Origin of the sequence: Massilia orientalis (assembly GCF_030411975.2) — a bacterium.
Classification (GTDB): Bacteria; Pseudomonadota; Gammaproteobacteria; order Burkholderiales; family Burkholderiaceae_D; genus Telluria; species Telluria orientalis.
The window spans coordinates 96,193-113,642 of sequence record NZ_JASNRB020000001.1; the positions used below are offsets into that span (position 1 = coordinate 96,193).

Sequence of the window (17,450 nt, forward strand, 5' to 3'; positions counted from 1 at the left end):
CGCAACCCCTCGGAACATTCATCCTCTTTCACCCCGCAGCCGCATCAGTATCGGCGTCCTGGCGATGCTCGCTTCGCTGCATGCACAAGGCCAGGAGACGGCCGCCGCGGCCGATGCGGCGCCTGTCGCCACGACCGCCGCCGACAGCAAATCGCCCGACAGCGTCGTGGTCGTGACGGGCTTTCGCGCAAGCCTGAACAGCGCGCTGAACACGAAAAAGAACAGCGACGGCATCGTCGACGTGATCAAGGCCGAAGACATCGCCAAGTTCCCCGACGCGAACCTCGCGGAATCGCTGCAGCGCGTGCCCGGCGTGGCACTGGCCCGCGGCGACGGCGGCGAAGGCAAGCAGATCACCGTGCGCGGCCTGAACGCGGGCTTTACGCGCGTGCGCATCAACGGCATCGAGGGCGTGGCGGCGACGGGCGCCTCGGACATCAACGGCAGCACGAACCGCGGCCGCGGCTTCGACTTCTCCGTGTTCGCGTCGGAGCTGTTCAACAGCCTGGAAGTGCGCAAGACGTCGGAAGCGGACATCGAGGAAGGGTCGCTGGGCGCCACCGTCGACCTGCGCACGGCGCGCCCGTTCGACTTCAAGGGCCGCACGTTCAGCATCGGCGGCCAGGAAAGCCACAACTCCCTGAGCGGGAAGACGCAGCCGCGCGTGACGGCGCTGCTGTCGGACCGCTGGGACACGGGCTACGGCAAGGTCGGGGCCCTGCTCTCGGCCGCGTACTCGAAACGGCGCGCGACGGAAGAAGGCTACGAAGCGGTGGAACTGCTCAGCGCCAGCAACGACGGCGGCTTCTGCTCGCCCGTCGGCGTATCGCCGCAGGTCCCGGGCAACGACGCCGTCAAGGGCATCACCGCAACGACGTGCGGCACCGGCATGCCGCGCACGACCGATCCGGCCGCGTACAACAGCGTCATGGGCCGCAAGGACAATTACGGCGGCACGGTCGCGAATCCGGCCGCCGGCTCCGGCGCGTTCGCGCCGCGCATCCCGCGCTACCGCCGCTCGCAGACCGATTACGAGCGCACCGGCATCACCAACTCCTACCAGTGGCGCAATGCGGACAGCGAACTGAATCTGGACCTCATGTACGGCAAGTTCGCCAATAAACGCTACGACAACTACATCGAGGCGATCTCGTTCGGCCGCAACCTGGGTTCGAACGGCAAGCCGCAGACGTCGATCCTGGACACGCACTTCGACCAGAACGGCAGCTGGGACTACGGCAAGTTCAACGGCGTGGACGTGCGCACCGAAGGCCTGCTGGACGTGTACACGACCAAGTTCCGCCAGCACGTGCTGTCCGGCAGCCACAGGTTCAGCGACACGGTGAAGGCCGACTTCATGGCCGGTAACTCGAACTCGAACCTGAACGAGCCGATGCGCGCCACCGTGCAGTTCGACGCGCCGAACGTGAACGGCTTCTCGTGGGACTTCCGCGACAACCGCAACGTCCCGACGCTCAACTTCGGCATCGACGTGAGCAATCCGGCCAACTTCCAGTTCGCCCCGCAGGATGCCGCCGGCAACGTGCGCGGCATGTTCGTCGGCCGCTACCTGGACACGACGAACAAGCTGCAGACCCAGGCCGCCAACGTGCACTGGGAGATCAACGACCACCTGACGAGCCACTTCGGCATCTCGGCCCGCAAGAACATCTGGACCAACTACGAGGTCGGCAACAGCGCGAATGCGGTCGCGCTGCCGGCCGGCGTGTCGATGGCCGACATCTCGCGCCAGATCAGCGGCTTCGGCTCCGGCCTGGGCGGCACCGGCGTGCCGGGGTCGTGGACGGCCGTCGACCTGCAGAAGTTCCTCGGCGTCGTCAACACGGAATGCCACTGCGACGCCGTGCCGGGATCGCAATACAACTACCTCGCGCAGACCAACCGCCGCGTGGAAGAGAAGATCAATGCGCTGTACGGCATGGTCGACTTCAATTACGACCTGTTCGGCGTGACGTGGCGCGGCAACGCGGGCGTGCGCGGCGCCGAGACGACGGCCACCTCGATGGCGATGATCAACGTGCAGGGCCAGCTGCAGCCGAATACGGGCACGAAGAAATACCGCGACTGGCTGCCCGCCTTCAACCTGACCGCGCAGCTGCCGAAGGACGTGTTCCTGCGCTTCTCGGCCGGCAAGACGCTGTCGCGGCCCGAGTACACGGACCTCGCGCCGAATGCGACCGTGTCGCCGATCTCGCAATCGGTCTCGATCGGCAACCCGAACCTGGACCCGATCCGCGCCAACACCTACGACCTGCAGGCCGAGTGGTATTACGCGAAGAACGCGATGGTCTCGCTCGGGCACTTCCGCAAGGACATCAAGAGCTTCATCCAGAGCGTCAACGAGCGCGTGCCGTACAACACGCTCGGGCTGCCGAACGAACTCCTGATCCTGAACGGCTGCTCGCTGACGGGCGCCCCGATCTGCCAGACCTTGCCCACGACGGAAGTCAACGTGAGCCGCAAGGTCAACACGGCCGGCGGTCCGCTGAAAGGCTGGGAATTCAACCTGCAGGCGCCGTTCAGCTTCCTGCCCGGCTTCTGGAGCAATTTCGGCCTGCTCGCCAACGCGACGCGCGTGAAGTCGCGCATCACGTACATCACCCGCGTGGACAACCCGGCCACGCCGGCGAACGAGCAGCTGACGCAGGTCGCGGACTTCACGGGCCTGTCGCCGCGCACCCACAACCTCACCCTGTACTACGAGGATGCGAAGTTCAGCGCGCGCGTGTCGGCCGCGCACCGCTCCAGCTATATCTATGCCGTGCTGGGCGACGTGGCGGGCCACGACTACACGATGGTCGACGGCTCCACCAACATCGACATGAGCCTCTCGTACAACATCACGCCGCAACTGCGCGTGTCGCTGGAGGGCCAGAACCTGAACGACACCCCGCTGCGCTACGGCCGCGACACGCAGCGCAACGACACGCTGCTGTACGTGCACTCGGGCCGTTCGTTCGTGCTGGGACTGAACTACAAGTACTGACGATGCGCGTGTGAGAAAGTGCGATCCTCGGGGCGCGGCGATCTGGTATGCTTTCCGTTTCACTGCCAGTCCGCCGCGCCATGTCCTTTTTCGCACGTTACGCACGCTTCCTGTCACCGGCCTGCATGCTCTTCCTCGCCGCCGCGCGCAGCGTGGACGCGGTGCGCTCGGGCGCGGCCGCCGACTGGCTCGCGGGCGTCGGCTTCGCCGGCGTGGCCGTCATGCTCCACCTGACCCTCGGCGCGGCGCACCGCAAACGTCTCGCGGATGCCCGCCAGGACGGCAGCGCCTGAATCGTGCAAGGAGGCTCCATGTACACCCTGTCCCGCGTCACCCCCATCCTGCGCATCTTCGACGAAGCGAAGGCGCGCGAATTCTATATCGACTTCCTCGGCTTCAAACTCGACTGGGAACACCGCTTCGAGGGCGGCGACTTCCCCGTCTACATGCAGGTGTCGCTGGGCGACTGCGTGCTGCACCTGTCCGAGCACTACGGCGACGGCAGCCCCGGCGCGTCGATCCGCATCGCCGTGCGCGACCTCGACGGCTACCAGGCCACGCTGCTCGCGAAATCGTTCAAGTATTCGCGCCCGCACATCCAGACGATGCCGTGGGGGACCCGCGAGATGACGATCCGCGATCCGTCGCACAACCGGCTGTCGTTCGAGGAGCCGGTTGCGGAAGCCGACGCGTCGTAACGCTGCGCGTCACGCCTGGCCGTCGACGGCGGCCGGCACCTCGCCTTCTTGACGTCCCTTTACAGTCACCCCGGCACCACCCCGTCGATGCCGACGATGCCCCGCTGCGCGGCGACGACGACGGCCTGCAGTCGCGCCGACACGCCCAGCTTGCCCATCAGATTGCGCAAATGCCAACGCACGGTGCCGACGCCGATGCCCAGGTCGCGCGCGATCTGCTTGTCGCAGCGGCCGCCGGCCAACAGGCGCAACACGTCGGTCTCGCGGCTCGTCAGGTGCTCGCGGCACCCGCCGGCCTCCAGGTGCTGGGTCACGCCCGGGCTGTAATGCCGGTCGCCGGTCAGGATGCGCCGCACGGCGTACCGCAAATCCGCCGGATCGGCGTCTTCGAGCAGGTAGCCCGCCACGGCGGCCGCGCAGGCGCGCAGCACGTCCGCCTCCTTGTCGCGGTGTGTGACGATGAGGACCTGCCGGCCGCGCGCGAGGGCGAGGCCCGTGTCGTAGTCGGCGATGACGAGGTCCGCGCCGGCCGCCGCGCCGGGTTCGGCGTCATGCGTCGTCACCCGCCAGTCGGGGTCGTGCAGCGACGCCGCGAGGCCGGCCGTCATCAGCGGCCGCGCGTGCATCACGTGGATCTTGCTGCCATTCTGCATGCGCGTCAGCCGAAACGCACGTCGCTGACGGCGATGGACACGACCAGCGGATCCGGCGCATGGCCGCCGTCCGGATTGCGCACATGGATCAGGTGCCGGGTCGGCAGCGCAATGCTGTCGACCGTCGTGTAGTCCGAAAAATAGTGCACGGCCGGGGTGCCGCCGTTGATGTCGACGTCGTAGTCGTGGCGGCGCAGCTTGTAGTCGGCGCCGACGTAGAACGTCTGCACGCGGCTGTGCGTCGCGATCGTGTCCGGGTAGGTGACGCGCAGGCGGTGCCAGCGCTCGCCGCTTTCTTCCCAGGCCGGCAGCTCCTCGAAGCCGAAGCCGGGTTCCGCGAACGCGAACGGCAAGGTGAGGTAGTTCCACATCGCATAGCCGACGAAATAGGCCAGTTGCAGGTCCGACCATGGCGTCTCCAGGCCGAAGCCGGCGAACGAGGCGCGCGGATCGTCGAGCACCTCGACGACCTGGCCGTCCACCGTCTCGATGACGGCCCGCCGCGGCGTCACGGCCGTGCGGCGGTCCGCGGCGCCGAACGGCGCATGCGATGTCCACTGTTGCTTGAGGTCGATCTGGACGTCGACTTCGTCCAGCTTGCCGCCATGTCCTTTCAGCGGCCACAGGATGCCGCCCTGGCTCAGATGGGCCGACAGGCGGTCGTGCGATTGCCAGCGCGCCAGGCCGCCGTGGGCTTCGAGAATCTGTTCGATCAGCGTGTTCATTGTTGTTTCCTTATTGGGTTGATTCAGGGCGCGTCCGGACACGGCAGCCCCGCGTCCGCCCACGCGACGAGGGCTTTCACGAAATCGTCGTGCGACAGCGCGGGCGTGGTGCGGCCGCCGCCGGGCTGCCACGCCCACAGCACGAGCGGGTCGGACCGCATGTGTTCCACCACCTCGCGCGGCGTCTTGCGGTTGCCGTTGCGGGCCGGATCGCGCATCCGCAGGCAGACCGCCTTCTTGTCCAGTCCCTGCCACGTCATGCTGCGCGGCGCCAGGTGCCAGTCCTTCACGCCGGGCACGCGCCCGTCCGCGGAATTCGCCGCCTGGTGGCAGGCCTGGCAGCGCAGCGCGGCCGAGCCGTGGCCATCCGCCCCGCGCACCACCTGCTGCGCGTGGATGACGCCCCGGTCTTTCTGGCGGGGCGCATCGGCCTGGTGGCAGTTGATGCAACGGGGGCCCATCACGACGCTCGCCACGGGGTCGAACAGGGCGGCGTCGCCAGCCTGCGCGATCAGGGGCATGAGCAACAGCGCCAACAGCTTACGCATCGCCTGCTGCCCGGTGGATCGCGAGCCGGATGCGCTGGTACGTGCCGCAGCGGCAGATATTGCCCGACATGGCCTGGTCGATGTCCGTGTCGGTCGGCTTCGGGATCGCTTTCAGCAGCGCGGTGGCGGCCATGATCTGGCCGGACTGGCAGTAACCGCACTGCGGCACGTCCAGCGCGGCCCAGGCCTTCTGCACGCGCTGGCCGACTGGTGTGGCACCGATCGCTTCGATGGTCGTGATCTTGTGCCCGGCCGCAGCCGAGATCGGGGTCACGCAGGCGCGCACGGGCTGGCCGTCCAGGTGCACGGTGCAGGCGCCGCACAGCGCCATGCCGCAGCCGAACTTGGTGCCGTTCAGGTGCAGTTCGTCGCGCAGCACCCACAGCAGGGGCGTATCCGGTTCGGCCGTGACGGCCTGCCGTTTGCCGTTGATGGTCAATGTGGTCATGTTCGTTCCTCTATTCAGGCGGTGGGCAGGGTTGCGCCGATCGGCAGCTTGCGGATGCGGCGGCCGGACAGTGCGTACACGGCGTTGGCCAGCGCCGGCATCAGCGCGGCCGTTCCCGGCTCGCCCATGCCGCCGGGCGCGTTGGTGCTGGCGACGATGTGCGTCTCGACCTTCGGCGCCTCGTGCATCCTCAGGACGCGGTAATCGTGAAAATTGCTTTGTTCGACGCGGCCGTCGCGGAAGGTGATGTCGCCGTACAGCGCGCCGCTGATGCCGAACACGATGGCGCTTTCGACCTGCGCGCGCACGGTGTCGGGATTCACCACGGCGCCGCAATCGACGGCGCAGACGACGCGCGGCACGCGGATCTCGTTCTCCGGGCCGGCCACCGCGTCCACGACGAGCGCCATGTAGGTGCCGAACGCGAACTGCACGGACAGCCCGCGCCCGGCGTCGCCCGCGCGCGGCCCCTGCCAGCCGGCCTTTTGCGCGGCCAGTTCCAGCACGCGGCGGGCGCGCGGGTCGTTGCCGAGCAGGTCGAGGCGGTAGCGCAGCGGGTCGGCGCCGGCGGCCGCGGCCAGTTCGTCGATGAAGCTCTCCACCACGAACACGTTGTGCGTCGGGCCGACGCCGCGCCAGAACGCGGTCGGGATGTTCCGCGGTTCGTGGCGCACGTACGAGACGCCGATCGCGGGGAAGGCATACGGCGGCGCCTCGGCGCCATCCATCGTCTCGTGGTCGAAGCCGTTCTGGAACGCGGGCGGCATGAAACGGCCCAGCACGGACGATCCCGTGACGTGGTGCGTCCACGCGACGACCTTGCCCTGCGCATCCAGGCCCGCGCGCACGCGGTCGTAGAAATACGGGCGGTACATGTCGTGCTGGATGTCCTGTTCGCGGCTCCACACGACCTTGACCGGGTGCGGCACCTCGCGCGCGATCCGCACCGCGCGCTCGACGCCGTCGATCTCCAGCCGCCGCCCGAAGCCGCCGCCCAGCAGGTGGTTATGCACCGTCACGCGCTCCTCGGGCAGGCCGGTGACCCTGGCCGCGACGGCGCGCGCACGGGTGATGACCTGCGTGCCGGTCCAGATCTCGCAGCTGTCCGGCTTCACGTGCACGGTGCAGTTCATCGGCTCCATCGCGGCGTGCGCGAGGAATGGCAGTTCATAGGTCGCCTCGATCACGCGGGCGGCCTTGTCCAGCACGGCCTCCGGGTCGCCATCCGAGCGCACCTTCGCGCCGGCACCCCGGGCCGCCCTGGCCATGTCGGCCACGATGTCATGCGTCGCCAGGCCGGCGTTCGGGCCGTCGTCCCAGCGTGGCGCCAGCGCGGCGATGCCCTTGTTGGCGGCGCCCATGTTGTCGGCGACGACGGCCACGCAATCGTCCAGCTTCACGACCTGGCGCACGCCGGGGATGCGCAGCGCGGCCGCGTCGTCCGCGCCGGCCAGGCGACCGCCGAACACGGGCGAGATGGCCAGCGCGGCCACCTTCATGCCGGGGACGACGGCGTCGATGCCGTAGCGCGCCGACCCATCCAGCTTGCCGGCCGTGTCGAGGCGTTTCGCCGGCGTGCCGATCAGGCGGAACGCGTCCGCCGGTTTCAGGACGACGTCCGCATCCTTCGGCAGCGGCAGCTTCGCGGCGGCGTCGACCAGCTGGCCGTAGCGCAGCCTGCGCCCGCTGGGCACGTGCAGCACGGTGCCCCGCTCGGCGCGGCACGACGCCGGATCGACGTTCCAGCGGCCGGCCGCCGCGCGCACCAGCAGCACGCGGGCCGTGGCGCCGGCGCGGCGCATGGGTTCCCACGCGGCGCGGATCGTCGTGGAGCCGCCCGTCACCTGGAAGCCGAGGGCCGGGTTCGCGAATCTGGCGTCGTCCGGCGGCGCGTGTTCGAGCACGACGTCCTTCAGGTCGATCTCGAGTTCTTCCGCGATCAGCATCGGAATCGACGTGTACGTGCCCTGCCCCATCTCCACGTAGGGCATGGTCAGGATCACCTTGCCGTCGGGGCGGATACGCACGATGGCGTTGGGGGCCAGGCCGGCACCGGACGCCAGCGCGGCCGCGCCCGCGAGGGGCAGCGCGAACTGGAGCAGCAGGCCGCCGCCGGCGGCGGCACCGGCCGCGAGGAAGCGGCGCCGGGATAGGGTGGGATGGGACAAGGTCTTCTCCTGTGGACGGGTTACCAATCATTGTAGAAAGGCAAGGACCCCGTCGTGGGCCATCATCGGGGCGATCCGGGCCATCGCCCCCCTGTCTTTGGATAGGGGTCAGGCCGCGCGCCGGCGCAGGTCCTGCGGGGTCTGCCGGTACACGCGCGCGAGCGCCGTCCGCATCCGGTCCGCGCTCGTGAACCCGGCTTCGCGGGCGACCGTGTCCAGCGGCAGCGCGGAGCTCTCCAGCAACATGCGCGCGACTTCGGCGCGCATCGTCTCGATGGCGCGCGCCGGCGACTGTCCCGTCTCCGCGCGGAATATGCGGGTGAAGTGGCGCCGGCTCATGTGGACCTGCTCGGCCAGTTCGTCGATCGACAGCGGCAGCCGCAGATTGCGGCGCGCGTAGCCGAGCGCCGTGCGGATGCGGTCCGACTTCGGCCGCATGTCCAGCAGGTTGGACGATTGCGTGTCCGCGCCGCTGCGCCAGTGGTACAGCACGAGCCTGCGCGCGACGGCGAGCGCGACGTCCGCACCGAGATCGTCCTCCACGAGCGCGAGCGCGAGGTCGATCGACGCCGTCATCCCGGCCGAACTCCAGATCTTGCCGTCGCGGATCCACACGCGGTCCGGGTCCACGCGGATGGCCGGATGGCGTGCCTGCAGGCCCGCCGCGTGCATGGCGCGCACGGCGACGAGGCGCCCGTCCAGCAGCCCGGTCGGCGCCAGCAGCGCCGTGCCGTTGCAGGCGGTACCGACGCGGCGCGCGCCGGTGGCGGCCCGGCGCAGCAGCGCGACGGTGTCGGCGTCCGGGACGATCGGGTCCGCCGCGCCGAACACGAGGACGGTGTCGAACGCGCCGTCGGCGTCGCGCCACGCGTGCGTCTGGAGTGTCGCGCCGGCCGCGCTGCGGACAGGCGTGCCGTGCGCGGACACGATGCGCAGGTCGTAGGGCGTGCCGCCATACTCGTCGTTGGCCAGGTCGAATACCGTCATGGCGCCGAGGTCGACGAGCTGGAAGCCGGGGAACAGGAAGAATGCGATCGGTCGGTTCATGGTTCAGGCAGATGATCGCGCACCCGGCGGCGGGCGTTCGGACGAATTTCCCTCGTTGCCGGACATGCGCGCAGCCCGACGGGCAAAGCATTGCCGACCCAATTGCAGGACTCGTCGTCTCCACGCCCGGCGGCACCTGGACACCGTGCAGGCCCGGGCACCGGTACAGTGCCGGCCGCAATCGGCCGACTGTGCCTGTCGACGCCGCCGCGGCTTGCGTAGACTGGGCTCATCCCAACAACGCGAGACCCGCATGGCACGCCACCCATTCAAGACCGTCGACGTCTTCACCGCCACCCCGTTCCTGGGCAATCCGCTCGCCGTCGTGTTCGACGCCGACGACCTGTCCGCCGCGCAGATGCAACGCATCGCCAACTGGACCAACCTGTCCGAAACGACGTTCGTGCTGCGCCCGACGCAGAGCCGCGCCGACTACCGCGTGCGCATCTTCACGCCCGGCGCCGAACTGCCGTTCGCCGGCCACCCGACGATCGGGACCGCGCACGCGCTGCTGGAAGCCGGCCAGGTCGCGCCGCGCGACGGCGTCCTGGTGCAGGAATGCGCGCGGGGGCTGGTCCGGCTGGACGTCACGCACGCAGGCGATGGCGCGCGCTGGATCGCGTTCGAACTGCCGGCGACGGCGATCACGCCGCTGGATGCGGCGCAGGCGGACGAGGTGGCGCGCATCCTCGGCACGCCGCTGGCCGGCAGCGCCCCGCCCTGCCTCGTGGATGCCGGGACGCGGTGGATCGTCGCGCAGCTGCCGGACGCCCGCGCCGTGCTGGCCGCGACGCCCGACCTGGCCCGCATGAAGGCGCACGATGCCGCGACCGGCAACACGGGCGTGATCGTCTTCGGCCCGCATCCCGACGGCGCCGCGGCGCGCATCGAGGTCCGCGCATTCGCTCCCGCGCACGGCGTGGACGAAGACCCCGTCTGCGGCAGCGGCAACGGGTCCATCGCCGCGTATTTGCGGCACACGGGCCAGGCCGACGCGTTCGGCCGTGATTTCCTGTCCAGCCAGGGCGCGGCCGTGGGCCGGGCCGGGATCCTGCGCCTGGAAATCGCCGACGATGCGATCCGGGTGGGCGGCAACGCCGTCACCTGCGTCGACGGCCACCTGGCGTCCTGAGGCCTTGATCGAACCGCCGCGCCGGGCTACGCTGGCGGTTTCGAACACGGCACGGAGGACGCGCATGGCAACGGACAAGAGCTTCATCGACTACGTCGCGGAAGTGGTGGGCTTGGGGGCGCGGTTGACGCACCGGAAGATGTTCGGCGAGTACGCGCTGTACGTCGACGACAAGGTGGTCGCCTTCGCCTGCGACGGCAGCCTGTTCGTCAAGCCGTCCGACGCCGCCGCACGGCTCGCGCCCGACCTGCCGCAAGGGCCGCCCTACCCCGGCGCCAAGGACTATCCCATCGCGGACGAATTGCAGGACGACCCGGAGGCGCTGCGCCGCCTGCTGCTCGAGACGGCGGCGGTCATGCCCCCGCCCAAGCCGAAGAAGCCGGCCGCACCGCGGGCAAAACGGGGAGCGGGCTGACCGCGCGATAGCACCGTCTGGCGCCCGGATACCGCCGTTCGTCGCAAACGGCGGGCCGGCCTCGTGCCGCTTGCGCTATCGTCCTCCGCACTCCTCAACCGGCTTTCGGAACAACCATGAACACGATCCGCGTCATCCTGTGCGCCACCGCCGTCCTTGCGACGACCACCCTTGCCCATGCCGGCCCCGCCGGCGAAACCCGTCGGAGCTCGACCATCTCGATCGATGCCCATGAAGGCGATGGCCCCGAGCGTTTCGGTCCGCGCCAGCAGCCCGCGTCGGGGAATCCTTATGTCCAGTCGACGAGCCGGTGGACCGAATTGATGTTGAAGGACGATACGGTGGTCATGCAGCTCACCGATTACGGCATGAAGCAGATCGGGGAGCCGCAGGACGCTCGCGACAAGGACGAAGGCTTCCTGGGCAGGATGCTGAAGACGATGGCGCTCAGCGGCGTCAGGCAGTTTCTCGACCACAGCCTGGCGCTGGCGCTGACCGACATGCGCTCCGCACTGGTTCGGCGCGGCGAAGTCGTTCTCGTCACGTGCCAGGGCAAGGAAGTGTTCAACAAGGTCAAGATCAACGACCAGGTACAGACCTATCCGCAGGATAAAGCGGAAGAGTTCGTCAAGGACATCAACCGGCAGCGGGAAAAGTTTCCCGCATGCGGGACCTAGGCCCGGCGCCGCGAGCGTTTATCGTAAGCGCGCGCATAACCGTCCACGACGTGCGCCGGCAGCATGGTCGCGATGCCGTGCAGGATGAGCGGCAGCAGCACGAACTCGTCGATCGTGCCGAGCACCGGCACCGCGACATTCAACGGCTCCGCCGCGAACAAGGCCAGGCCGGCCAGTGCCGGCACCAGCCACCCGGGGCGATGTTCGTGCCGGACGGCGTACCACAGCAGGCGCAGGTCCTGGCCGGCGACGGTGCGCCACAGTGCGATGATGCGTTTCAAGGCGGGCCTCCATGGCTTCGCACGTTACGGTAATCCGTACATGGGTCGTGCTGGGCCCGAACGCAATAGGCCACCGAAAAAATCACTGCGAACCGCCCGCTCCTCAGCTCGCTGAAGTGTCGGCGTCCTTGTTCGAGTCGAGTCCCCAGTCCTGCCAGTCATCGCCGAATAATTCGACCGGGTGCTGCGTGCGCACCGAACCGTTTCCGCATGCGAGTGAATCTGCAGGGCAATATTTGTCGCATCCCCAGCAAACGCGTTCCGGGTGTATCGGATAGATGGGAAATTTTTTTGCCATGCATCGAGTATGGTGATTTGGATCGTGATTTTCCTTAATCTAGGTCAACTCATTCCGAAACCAAACAGGGTCGCTCGATCGATGCCGGTCGTGACCGTTCGTGACTTTTTCGTTTCAGGAAGCTGCTATGCTCGACTGGCCATGATCTTTACAACCCTGGAGCCAAATTGCGAAACGTCATCCGTGCTATCTTCCTCGCCATACTTGTATCCGGCCCGAGTGCATACGCCGCCGATTCAACGAAAGAACTGGACTGGTCCTCGTTTAACCTGGAAGGCGCGCGCCTGCAATTAGTCAGTCCGAAGGACAAGGACCGCTCTCTGGAACTGTATTTTGGAAAAAACGGCAATCTGGTCACGACCAGCTGCATCAAAGACACCTGTACTGGTCCGTTGCTGGTCTGGAAAATCGAAAATAACCGCCTCAAGACGGGATTTGCACCGACGGAAGGCGACGCGCTGATCAAGGTCACCGGCAACCGGCTCACTCTGCGGGAGGCGTCCGGAAAGATCGTCGTGTATGACATCAAGGGCAGGCATTGATCCTGCGCTCCGGCAGACGCCAGGGTCACCATGCGAATCTTCTCTACCCCGCTTTCCCGTGGAATGGTACTGCTCCTGATGCTGAATGCCATTCCCACCTACGAAACGATGTTCGACAGCTACCGGCCTTCCTGGACTGCCCTCGGCAGGGACGATCTGGAAGACAGGACCGGCACCTTCGTGCGGCTGAAAGAGGACGTCGTGTTTGCCATCAACCTCGACAGCTTTGACGTCCGCTTCAAGGAGCGTTGGCACCGCCTGCGGATCGGCTACCCGTTCAGTCCCATCACAATCGACGTCGAGCAAAGAAAGAAGCAGGTCCAGGGACGTATCGAGACGAACTGGCTGTTCATGCGGCTTGGGATCACCGGCATCCTGTGGGCCTTGTTGGAGTCGTGTCTATCGCTCATGAAACGTGAGCGCCGTGTCATCCGCGACGATGCCGCCACGCGTGGCCTGAACAACTCCTTCATGCACGGCGCCGCGGCATATTCTGCGTTCGCGTCGGCGCCGCTCTTCCATGACAACCTGACCTGGTTGGTGGCCGCGATGGTCTGCGTGTACGCGGGCTGGCACCGGCGGGCGTACCTGGCCTCGTTCCTCGGTGGGATTGTCGTGGCCGTCGTCGGCTGGACCACCATCGGCGCCTTGCGTTCGCCCGACGTCGGCGCAAACACCTTCCTGGTAGTCCCGCTCGGGTTGCTGGTCCTCCTGCCGCCAGCACTTGCGGCTTATGTCGTTGGCCGGGTCGCCTTCATGATCGTGCGCCGACGCGGCGACCGCATGCGACGTGACGCTTGACCCATGCACCGATCCGGCGCCGTCACCGTCCCGCCCGATAGCTGCAGGTCTTCAAGGAACCGTGGGCAGGATCCCCGAACGTGGCGTTCGAGCACGTCACGGGACCGGTCAACACCTTGGTCACGTTTTTGGTTTCGGTACCGTAACGCACCCGATTGGTACCGCTGAGCAGGCAGATGGCGCCCTCGCCCGCACACGGCGTCCAGGCGCTCGCCGCGGCGGTTTTCGCCGGGGCAGCCGGCGCCGCCGTGGTGACGTCGGCATAGCTGCAGCTCTTGGCCAGGCCGCGCGCCGGGTCGCCGAACACGGCCGTCGTGCAGGGCGTCGATGCGGTCACGATCTTCGACGTGTACACGCCCTCGCTGCCGAAACGCACTTCACGCGTGCCGCTGAAGCGGCAGACCTTGCTCTCCGCGGCGCATTCCGTCCAGGCGACCGCTTTCGCACGCGCCGGAGCGCCCGGCACCTCGAAGGCGCCGAGGTCCAGCACGCCGGACGCGGGGCGCCCTTCGCCCGACGCGACGTCCTTGTACTGCCCCGTCGGCGCCAACGCCACGCCGGCGGCGGACTTGCCCGGGTCGGTGCCCGCGCCGATCACGAGCGCGCTGGCAAAGCGCCGCAAGCTGCCGGTCGAACGATCGGCGAAGTCTGCCGCGAAAGCGCGGTAATTGTTCTTCAGTATTGCGCTGGACTGCGTACTGAGTGTGCCGTTGCCGACGAAGATGTTGTTCTGGATGAGCGCGGGCGTCGATACCTTGCCGCTGACGAACAGGAACGTCCCGCCGGCGAAGTCGTTCACCACGGTGTTATTGACGAAGTACAGGTCCTGGCCCGGATTGGTCGCACCTTCCTCCCCGTACGCCACGATGGACGGATTCTGGTTGGCCGCCGGTTGCTGGATGACGTTGCCGATGACGTAGGATGTGCCCGCGTTCGGGAGGTCGATCTCGTAGCTCGGCTGGCCCGAGGCCGTGCTGCCCTTGTCGCCCGGATTCGTGCTCGAGAAGCGGTTGTAGACGATCGTGTTCGTCATCGCGCGCGACTTCAGGTTGTGGCCGACGTTCGCATCGTGCGAATAGTTGTAGCGGAAGGTCAGGCTCCTGGCCTTGCCGATGTACAGGTTGTGGGTCTGGCCATCGCCGAAGCCGTTGTGACCGAACTCGGTGTATTCGATGAGGATGTCGCTGTTCTCGTTGTGGCCGCTGAGAATGCCGTTCTCGTTATCGTGCAGGAAGCCGTGACGCAACGTGAAGTTGGTGCCCTCCAGGCGCAGCGCCGCACCGTTCTGGTCGGCGACCTTCGCGCCCGTCATCTCGACGTTGTCGACGACGATGTCGTTGCCGGTCACGACCCACGTACCCTTGCCGCCGTTTTCCTTGCCGGCCGCATCGATCCGGGGACGGCCGTTCACGCCGCGGATGGTCAGGCCGTTGCGGGCGATCTTGCAGGCGTCGCCCTTGTACGTGGTGCCGCCTTCGATCTCGATGGTGTCCCCGTCCCGCGCGGCGGCGACGGCGGCGCACGGTGCGGAAAACGCCTTGCCCGGGCCGACGGACAATGTGGCGGCGGAAGCGCTGGCGCTGACGGCCGCGGCCAGCAACATGGCGAAGATCGGGCTGGGAACGATATGCATGAGGCGAGCTTAACACGGCACGGTGTCGAATATGATTACCGAACGCTGTGACAATCCACGCATTTCGCGGCCAGGCTTTCCGATACTCTGCTCAGCCAGGAGGAAAGAATTGAAGAGAAACCTGTTCATCCTGTCGATCTTGCTGTCGCTGGGGCTGGCCGGTACCGTCGTTGCCCTGCCTGACCTCTTCCGGCCCGACCTGTCGGTCGACGGCACGACGCGCGCACAAACGATCGATACGCTGGTCGCCCGGCTCGACCAGCACTACGTGTTCCACGATAAGGCAAAGCAGATCGAAATGTTGCTGCGACAGCGCCAGCATGATGGCGCGTACGGCGCCATCACAAGCGGCGAGCAGTTTGCCGCACAGCTCACGGCCGATATGGCGTCCGTGGCCCACGACCTGCACATGAAGGTGAAGTTCAGCCCGAAGCGGTTGCGTCCCGGCGTCGAGCCGGATGTCATGCCAAGGGCGGCGTCCGGCGCCGCCCGGGGCCAGCATGACGGAGTCGAGAACGCCGACCACCTGAGTCCCGCCATCGGCTATCTGCGGATATCGTCATTCCCGCCCCGTACCGCGGTGGCGGGAGCGTATGCGTCCGCACTGGACAAGCTGTCCGATACCGATGCGCTCATCGTCGATGTGCGCGACAACAGCGGCGGCGACCCGGCATCGGTGGCGCTGCTGATCAGCTATTTCGTCGACCGCCCCACGCGCCTGAACGACGTCTGGTCGCGCGATTCCGGGCGGACGACGCAGACCTGGACCGAAGGCGCACTCGACGGCAGACGCTATGGCGGCACGAAGCCTGTCGCGATCCTGGCCGGCCCGGGGACGGCGTCCGCCGGGGAAGATTTCACCTATACGATGCAGGCGTTGAAACGCGCCACCGTGGTCGGGGCACGGACGTGGGGCGGTGCCCATCCGATAGCGTTGTATCGCCTCGGCGAGCATTTTTTTGCCGCCATCCCGCATAGCCGCACCATCAGCCCGATTACCCGCACGAACTGGGAAGGCGCGGGCGTCATCCCGGATGTCGCCGCGCCGCCCGCCGCTGCACTCGCGGTGGCGCAAGACATGCTGCGGAGGCAGCTGGACGCGGCCCCGTCTCCATGAGAAAACTCATCAAATTCGTGCTGTTCGCGTCGGCGCTGGCCATTCCCGTCCGCGCGCTGTGCGCGTCCGCGTGGGTGAACCGCGCCTTCGTCGGCGCCGGGGGCCATGTGCAGATCGACGACGGTGTCTATGCCGCGCGCGGTCTGCCGCCCGAGGCGCGCCAGCGTGCCTTGACGGCCCTGCACGCCGCCCGCGGGCGCATCGCCGCGACGTTTGGCGTACCGGTGGCGCGGCCCATGACGAACATCGCGGCCGATGACCACGAAGCAGCGCGCTTCGGCCTGGCGGACGACGTCCCCGGCACGGCATTCATCTCGCCGTTGCGTACCGAGGTGGTGCTGAACCTGGCGCACTTCAGCATCGACGTCACGGCCCACGAGCTGATCCATGCCGAAGTGGCGCAGCGTCCCGGGTTCTGGACGCGGGTCTTCGAACTGCCCGTATGATTCGACGAGGGTGTCGCCGTGCAGCTCGACCGGCGCGAGCCTTACCTCGTCGAGTGCGGCGCCATCGGTGCGCAGCGCATCCGCGAGGTGCGGCGGCTGACGCAGGGCGCGCGTTTCGGCGACGTGTTCGGGCCGGGAGTACACGCTCCCTTGTCGCCAGGACAACATTGACCGTACACTGCAGGATGCGCCAAACGCACGTCCAGACCCTACATCACTCATATCGATTGCACCATGTCCTTCAGACCTCCCCGACTCGCTGGGCTGATCGTGATGTCGATCTCACCATCCAAGACTCGCTGACGAATGACTTCCTTTAGCCCCCTGCTGCGCACCGCTGTCGCAGCGCTCGTGTTCTTCGGCCTCGACCGCCTCTCCAAGATCGTCATCGTCGAGCGGCTCGGCCTCGCATCCCTCCACAAGATCCCCGCCTGGCCCCCTTACCTCAATTTCGTGATGGCCTGGAACAAGGGCGTGAACTTCGGCTTGCTGAACGGGTTCGACGCCCGCTGGCTGCTGGTAGCGATCAGTATCGTCGCGTCCATCGCGCTGGCATTCTGGGTACGCAACAAGTCGGGGTGGCCGTTGCTGCTGGCGTCCGGCGCCATCATCGGCGGTGCGCTCGGCAATGCCTACGACCGGATCGTGTACGGCGCGGTGGCCGACTACATCAACGTGAGCTGCTGCGCGATCGACAACCCGTATTCCTTCAACGTCGCCGACGTGTGGATTTTCGGCGGCGCGATGTTCCTCGTCCTGGCGAGCGGTTCCACCAGGCACGGGAACGTTTAGTTATCGATATCATTTGCCGCGC

The 17,450-nt window shown here is 67.4% G+C and carries 20 protein-coding genes; 11 read left to right on the plus strand and 9 right to left on the minus strand.

Annotated elements, in window-relative coordinates; genetic code table 11:
- Positions 1-64: 64 nt before the first annotated feature.
- The 3 genes from QPK29_RS00415 to QPK29_RS00425 all read left to right on the plus strand — a co-directional run bounded on the left by QPK29_RS00415 (position 65) and on the right by QPK29_RS00425 (position 3,705).
- Positions 65-3,007, plus strand: coding sequence for a TonB-dependent receptor (locus QPK29_RS00415; protein WP_400189707.1), 2,943 nt, complete (start codon positions 65-67; stop codon positions 3,005-3,007).
- 80 nt (positions 3,008-3,087) lie between these two features.
- Complete coding sequence (locus tag QPK29_RS00420; protein ID WP_056125508.1) at positions 3,088-3,300, plus strand: hypothetical protein; 213 nt, start codon at positions 3,088-3,090, stop codon at positions 3,298-3,300.
- Between the two features lie 18 nt (positions 3,301-3,318).
- A complete protein-coding gene (locus QPK29_RS00425) occupies positions 3,319-3,705 on the plus strand; it encodes a glyoxalase superfamily protein (protein ID WP_056125505.1) in 387 nt (128 codons plus the stop codon).
- Between the two features lie 65 nt (positions 3,706-3,770).
- On the opposite strand, the gene QPK29_RS00430 is transcribed toward QPK29_RS00425, so the two are convergent.
- The 6 genes from QPK29_RS00430 to QPK29_RS00455 form a co-directional block, all read right to left on the minus strand.
- A complete protein-coding gene (locus QPK29_RS00430) occupies positions 3,771-4,358 on the minus strand; it encodes a LuxR C-terminal-related transcriptional regulator (protein WP_371769247.1) in 588 nt (195 codons plus the stop codon).
- 5 nt (positions 4,359-4,363) lie between these two features.
- On the minus strand, positions 4,364-5,083 hold the full coding sequence (locus tag QPK29_RS00435; protein WP_371769248.1) for a hypothetical protein: 720 nt from the start codon (positions 5,081-5,083) through the stop codon (positions 4,364-4,366).
- A gap of 23 nt (positions 5,084-5,106) precedes the next feature.
- Entirely contained in the window at positions 5,107-5,631 is a 525-nt protein-coding gene (locus QPK29_RS00440; protein WP_371769249.1) for a hypothetical protein, read from the minus strand.
- Positions 5,624-6,079: a (2Fe-2S)-binding protein gene (locus QPK29_RS00445; RefSeq protein WP_371769250.1), complete on the minus strand. Its 456-nt coding sequence runs from the start codon at positions 6,077-6,079 to the stop codon at positions 5,624-5,626. Before QPK29_RS00445 ends, QPK29_RS00440 begins: the two co-directional genes overlap by 8 nt.
- Positions 6,080-6,093: 14 nt before the next feature.
- Positions 6,094-8,247 carry a xanthine dehydrogenase family protein molybdopterin-binding subunit gene (locus QPK29_RS00450; protein ID WP_371769251.1) on the minus strand — a complete coding sequence of 718 codons (2,154 nt, stop codon included), beginning with the start codon at positions 8,245-8,247 and terminating at the stop codon, positions 6,094-6,096.
- A 108-nt stretch (positions 8,248-8,355) separates the two neighbouring features.
- Positions 8,356-9,294: a GlxA family transcriptional regulator gene (locus tag QPK29_RS00455; protein WP_371769252.1), complete on the minus strand. Its 939-nt coding sequence runs from the start codon at positions 9,292-9,294 to the stop codon at positions 8,356-8,358.
- A gap of 253 nt (positions 9,295-9,547) precedes the next feature.
- Here QPK29_RS00455 and QPK29_RS00460 point away from each other — a divergent pair, with 253 nt between their 5' ends.
- The 3 genes from QPK29_RS00460 (at position 9,548) to QPK29_RS00470 (ending at position 11,518) form a co-directional block, all read left to right on the plus strand.
- Complete coding sequence (locus tag QPK29_RS00460; RefSeq protein WP_371769253.1) at positions 9,548-10,426, plus strand: PhzF family phenazine biosynthesis protein; 879 nt, start codon at positions 9,548-9,550, stop codon at positions 10,424-10,426.
- Positions 10,427-10,490: 64 nt separating this feature from the next.
- Complete coding sequence (locus tag QPK29_RS00465) at positions 10,491-10,841, plus strand: TfoX/Sxy family protein (protein ID WP_371769254.1); 351 nt, start codon at positions 10,491-10,493, stop codon at positions 10,839-10,841.
- Between the two features lie 116 nt (positions 10,842-10,957).
- On the plus strand, positions 10,958-11,518 hold the full coding sequence (locus tag QPK29_RS00470; protein WP_371769255.1) for a hypothetical protein: 561 nt from the start codon (positions 10,958-10,960) through the stop codon (positions 11,516-11,518).
- Here QPK29_RS00470 and QPK29_RS00475 read toward each other — a convergent pair.
- Positions 11,515-11,799: a hypothetical protein gene (locus tag QPK29_RS00475; protein WP_056125486.1), complete on the minus strand. Its 285-nt coding sequence runs from the start codon at positions 11,797-11,799 to the stop codon at positions 11,515-11,517. The two genes, QPK29_RS00470 and QPK29_RS00475, sit on opposite strands and share 4 nt — an antisense overlap.
- Before the next feature lie 103 nt (positions 11,800-11,902).
- Positions 11,903-12,097: a DUF3079 domain-containing protein gene (locus tag QPK29_RS00480; protein WP_082577503.1), complete on the minus strand. Its 195-nt coding sequence runs from the start codon at positions 12,095-12,097 to the stop codon at positions 11,903-11,905.
- 167 nt (positions 12,098-12,264) lie between these two features.
- Here QPK29_RS00480 and QPK29_RS00485 point away from each other — a divergent pair, with 167 nt between their 5' ends.
- Positions 12,265-12,639 (plus strand): hypothetical protein, encoded by a 375-nt coding sequence (locus tag QPK29_RS00485; RefSeq protein ID WP_371769256.1) that lies wholly within the window; start codon positions 12,265-12,267, stop codon positions 12,637-12,639.
- A gap of 63 nt (positions 12,640-12,702) precedes the next feature.
- Positions 12,703-13,440, plus strand: a complete 738-nt coding sequence (locus QPK29_RS00490; protein ID WP_400189708.1) for a hypothetical protein — start codon at positions 12,703-12,705, stop codon at positions 13,438-13,440.
- 22 nt (positions 13,441-13,462) lie between these two features.
- On the opposite strand, the gene QPK29_RS00495 is transcribed toward QPK29_RS00490, so the two are convergent.
- Positions 13,463-15,073: a right-handed parallel beta-helix repeat-containing protein gene (locus tag QPK29_RS00495; protein ID WP_371769258.1), complete on the minus strand. Its 1,611-nt coding sequence runs from the start codon at positions 15,071-15,073 to the stop codon at positions 13,463-13,465.
- 109 nt (positions 15,074-15,182) lie between these two features.
- On the opposite strand from QPK29_RS00495, the gene QPK29_RS00500 reads away from it, so the two are divergent.
- The 3 genes from QPK29_RS00500 to lspA all read left to right on the plus strand — a co-directional run bounded on the left by QPK29_RS00500 (position 15,183) and on the right by lspA (position 17,428).
- A complete protein-coding gene (locus tag QPK29_RS00500; RefSeq protein WP_371769259.1) occupies positions 15,183-16,190 on the plus strand; it encodes a S41 family peptidase in 1,008 nt (335 codons plus the stop codon).
- Positions 16,187-16,636 carry a hypothetical protein gene (locus QPK29_RS00505; RefSeq protein WP_371769260.1) on the plus strand — a complete coding sequence of 150 codons (450 nt, stop codon included), beginning with the start codon at positions 16,187-16,189 and terminating at the stop codon, positions 16,634-16,636. The genes QPK29_RS00500 and QPK29_RS00505 overlap by 4 nt, the downstream gene beginning before the upstream one ends.
- Before the next feature lie 306 nt (positions 16,637-16,942).
- Positions 16,943-17,428: a signal peptidase II gene (gene lspA, locus QPK29_RS00510; RefSeq protein WP_371769261.1), complete on the plus strand. Its 486-nt coding sequence runs from the start codon at positions 16,943-16,945 to the stop codon at positions 17,426-17,428.
- Positions 17,429-17,450 lie beyond the last annotated feature (22 nt).

Bases quoted from the DNA above. Each gene is read 5' to 3' on its own strand.
- QPK29_RS00415 (WP_400189707.1), top strand. From the start codon at position 65: ATGCTCGCTTCGCTGCATGCACAAGGCCAGGAGACGGCCGCCGCGGCC.
- QPK29_RS00420 (WP_056125508.1), top strand. From the start codon at position 3,088: ATGTCCTTTTTCGCACGTTACGCACGCTTCCTGTCACCGGCCTGCATG.
- QPK29_RS00425 (WP_056125505.1), top strand. From the start codon at position 3,319: ATGTACACCCTGTCCCGCGTCACCCCCATCCTGCGCATCTTCGACGAA.
- QPK29_RS00430 (WP_371769247.1), bottom strand. From the start codon at position 4,358: ATGCAGAATGGCAGCAAGATCCACGTGATGCACGCGCGGCCGCTGATG.
- QPK29_RS00435 (WP_371769248.1), bottom strand. From the start codon at position 5,083: ATGAACACGCTGATCGAACAGATTCTCGAAGCCCACGGCGGCCTGGCG.
- QPK29_RS00440 (WP_371769249.1), bottom strand. From the start codon at position 5,631: ATGCGTAAGCTGTTGGCGCTGTTGCTCATGCCCCTGATCGCGCAGGCT.
- QPK29_RS00445 (WP_371769250.1), bottom strand. From the start codon at position 6,079: ATGACCACATTGACCATCAACGGCAAACGGCAGGCCGTCACGGCCGAA.
- QPK29_RS00455 (WP_371769252.1), bottom strand. From the start codon at position 9,294: ATGAACCGACCGATCGCATTCTTCCTGTTCCCCGGCTTCCAGCTCGTC.
- QPK29_RS00460 (WP_371769253.1), top strand. From the start codon at position 9,548: ATGGCACGCCACCCATTCAAGACCGTCGACGTCTTCACCGCCACCCCG.
- QPK29_RS00465 (WP_371769254.1), top strand. From the start codon at position 10,491: ATGGCAACGGACAAGAGCTTCATCGACTACGTCGCGGAAGTGGTGGGC.
- QPK29_RS00470 (WP_371769255.1), top strand. From the start codon at position 10,958: ATGAACACGATCCGCGTCATCCTGTGCGCCACCGCCGTCCTTGCGACG.
- QPK29_RS00480 (WP_082577503.1), bottom strand. From the start codon at position 12,097: ATGGCAAAAAAATTTCCCATCTATCCGATACACCCGGAACGCGTTTGC.
- QPK29_RS00490 (WP_400189708.1), top strand. From the start codon at position 12,703: ATGGTACTGCTCCTGATGCTGAATGCCATTCCCACCTACGAAACGATG.
- QPK29_RS00495 (WP_371769258.1), bottom strand. From the start codon at position 15,073: ATGCATATCGTTCCCAGCCCGATCTTCGCCATGTTGCTGGCCGCGGCC.
- QPK29_RS00505 (WP_371769260.1), top strand. From the start codon at position 16,187: ATGAGAAAACTCATCAAATTCGTGCTGTTCGCGTCGGCGCTGGCCATT.
- lspA (WP_371769261.1), top strand. From the start codon at position 16,943: ATGACTTCCTTTAGCCCCCTGCTGCGCACCGCTGTCGCAGCGCTCGTG.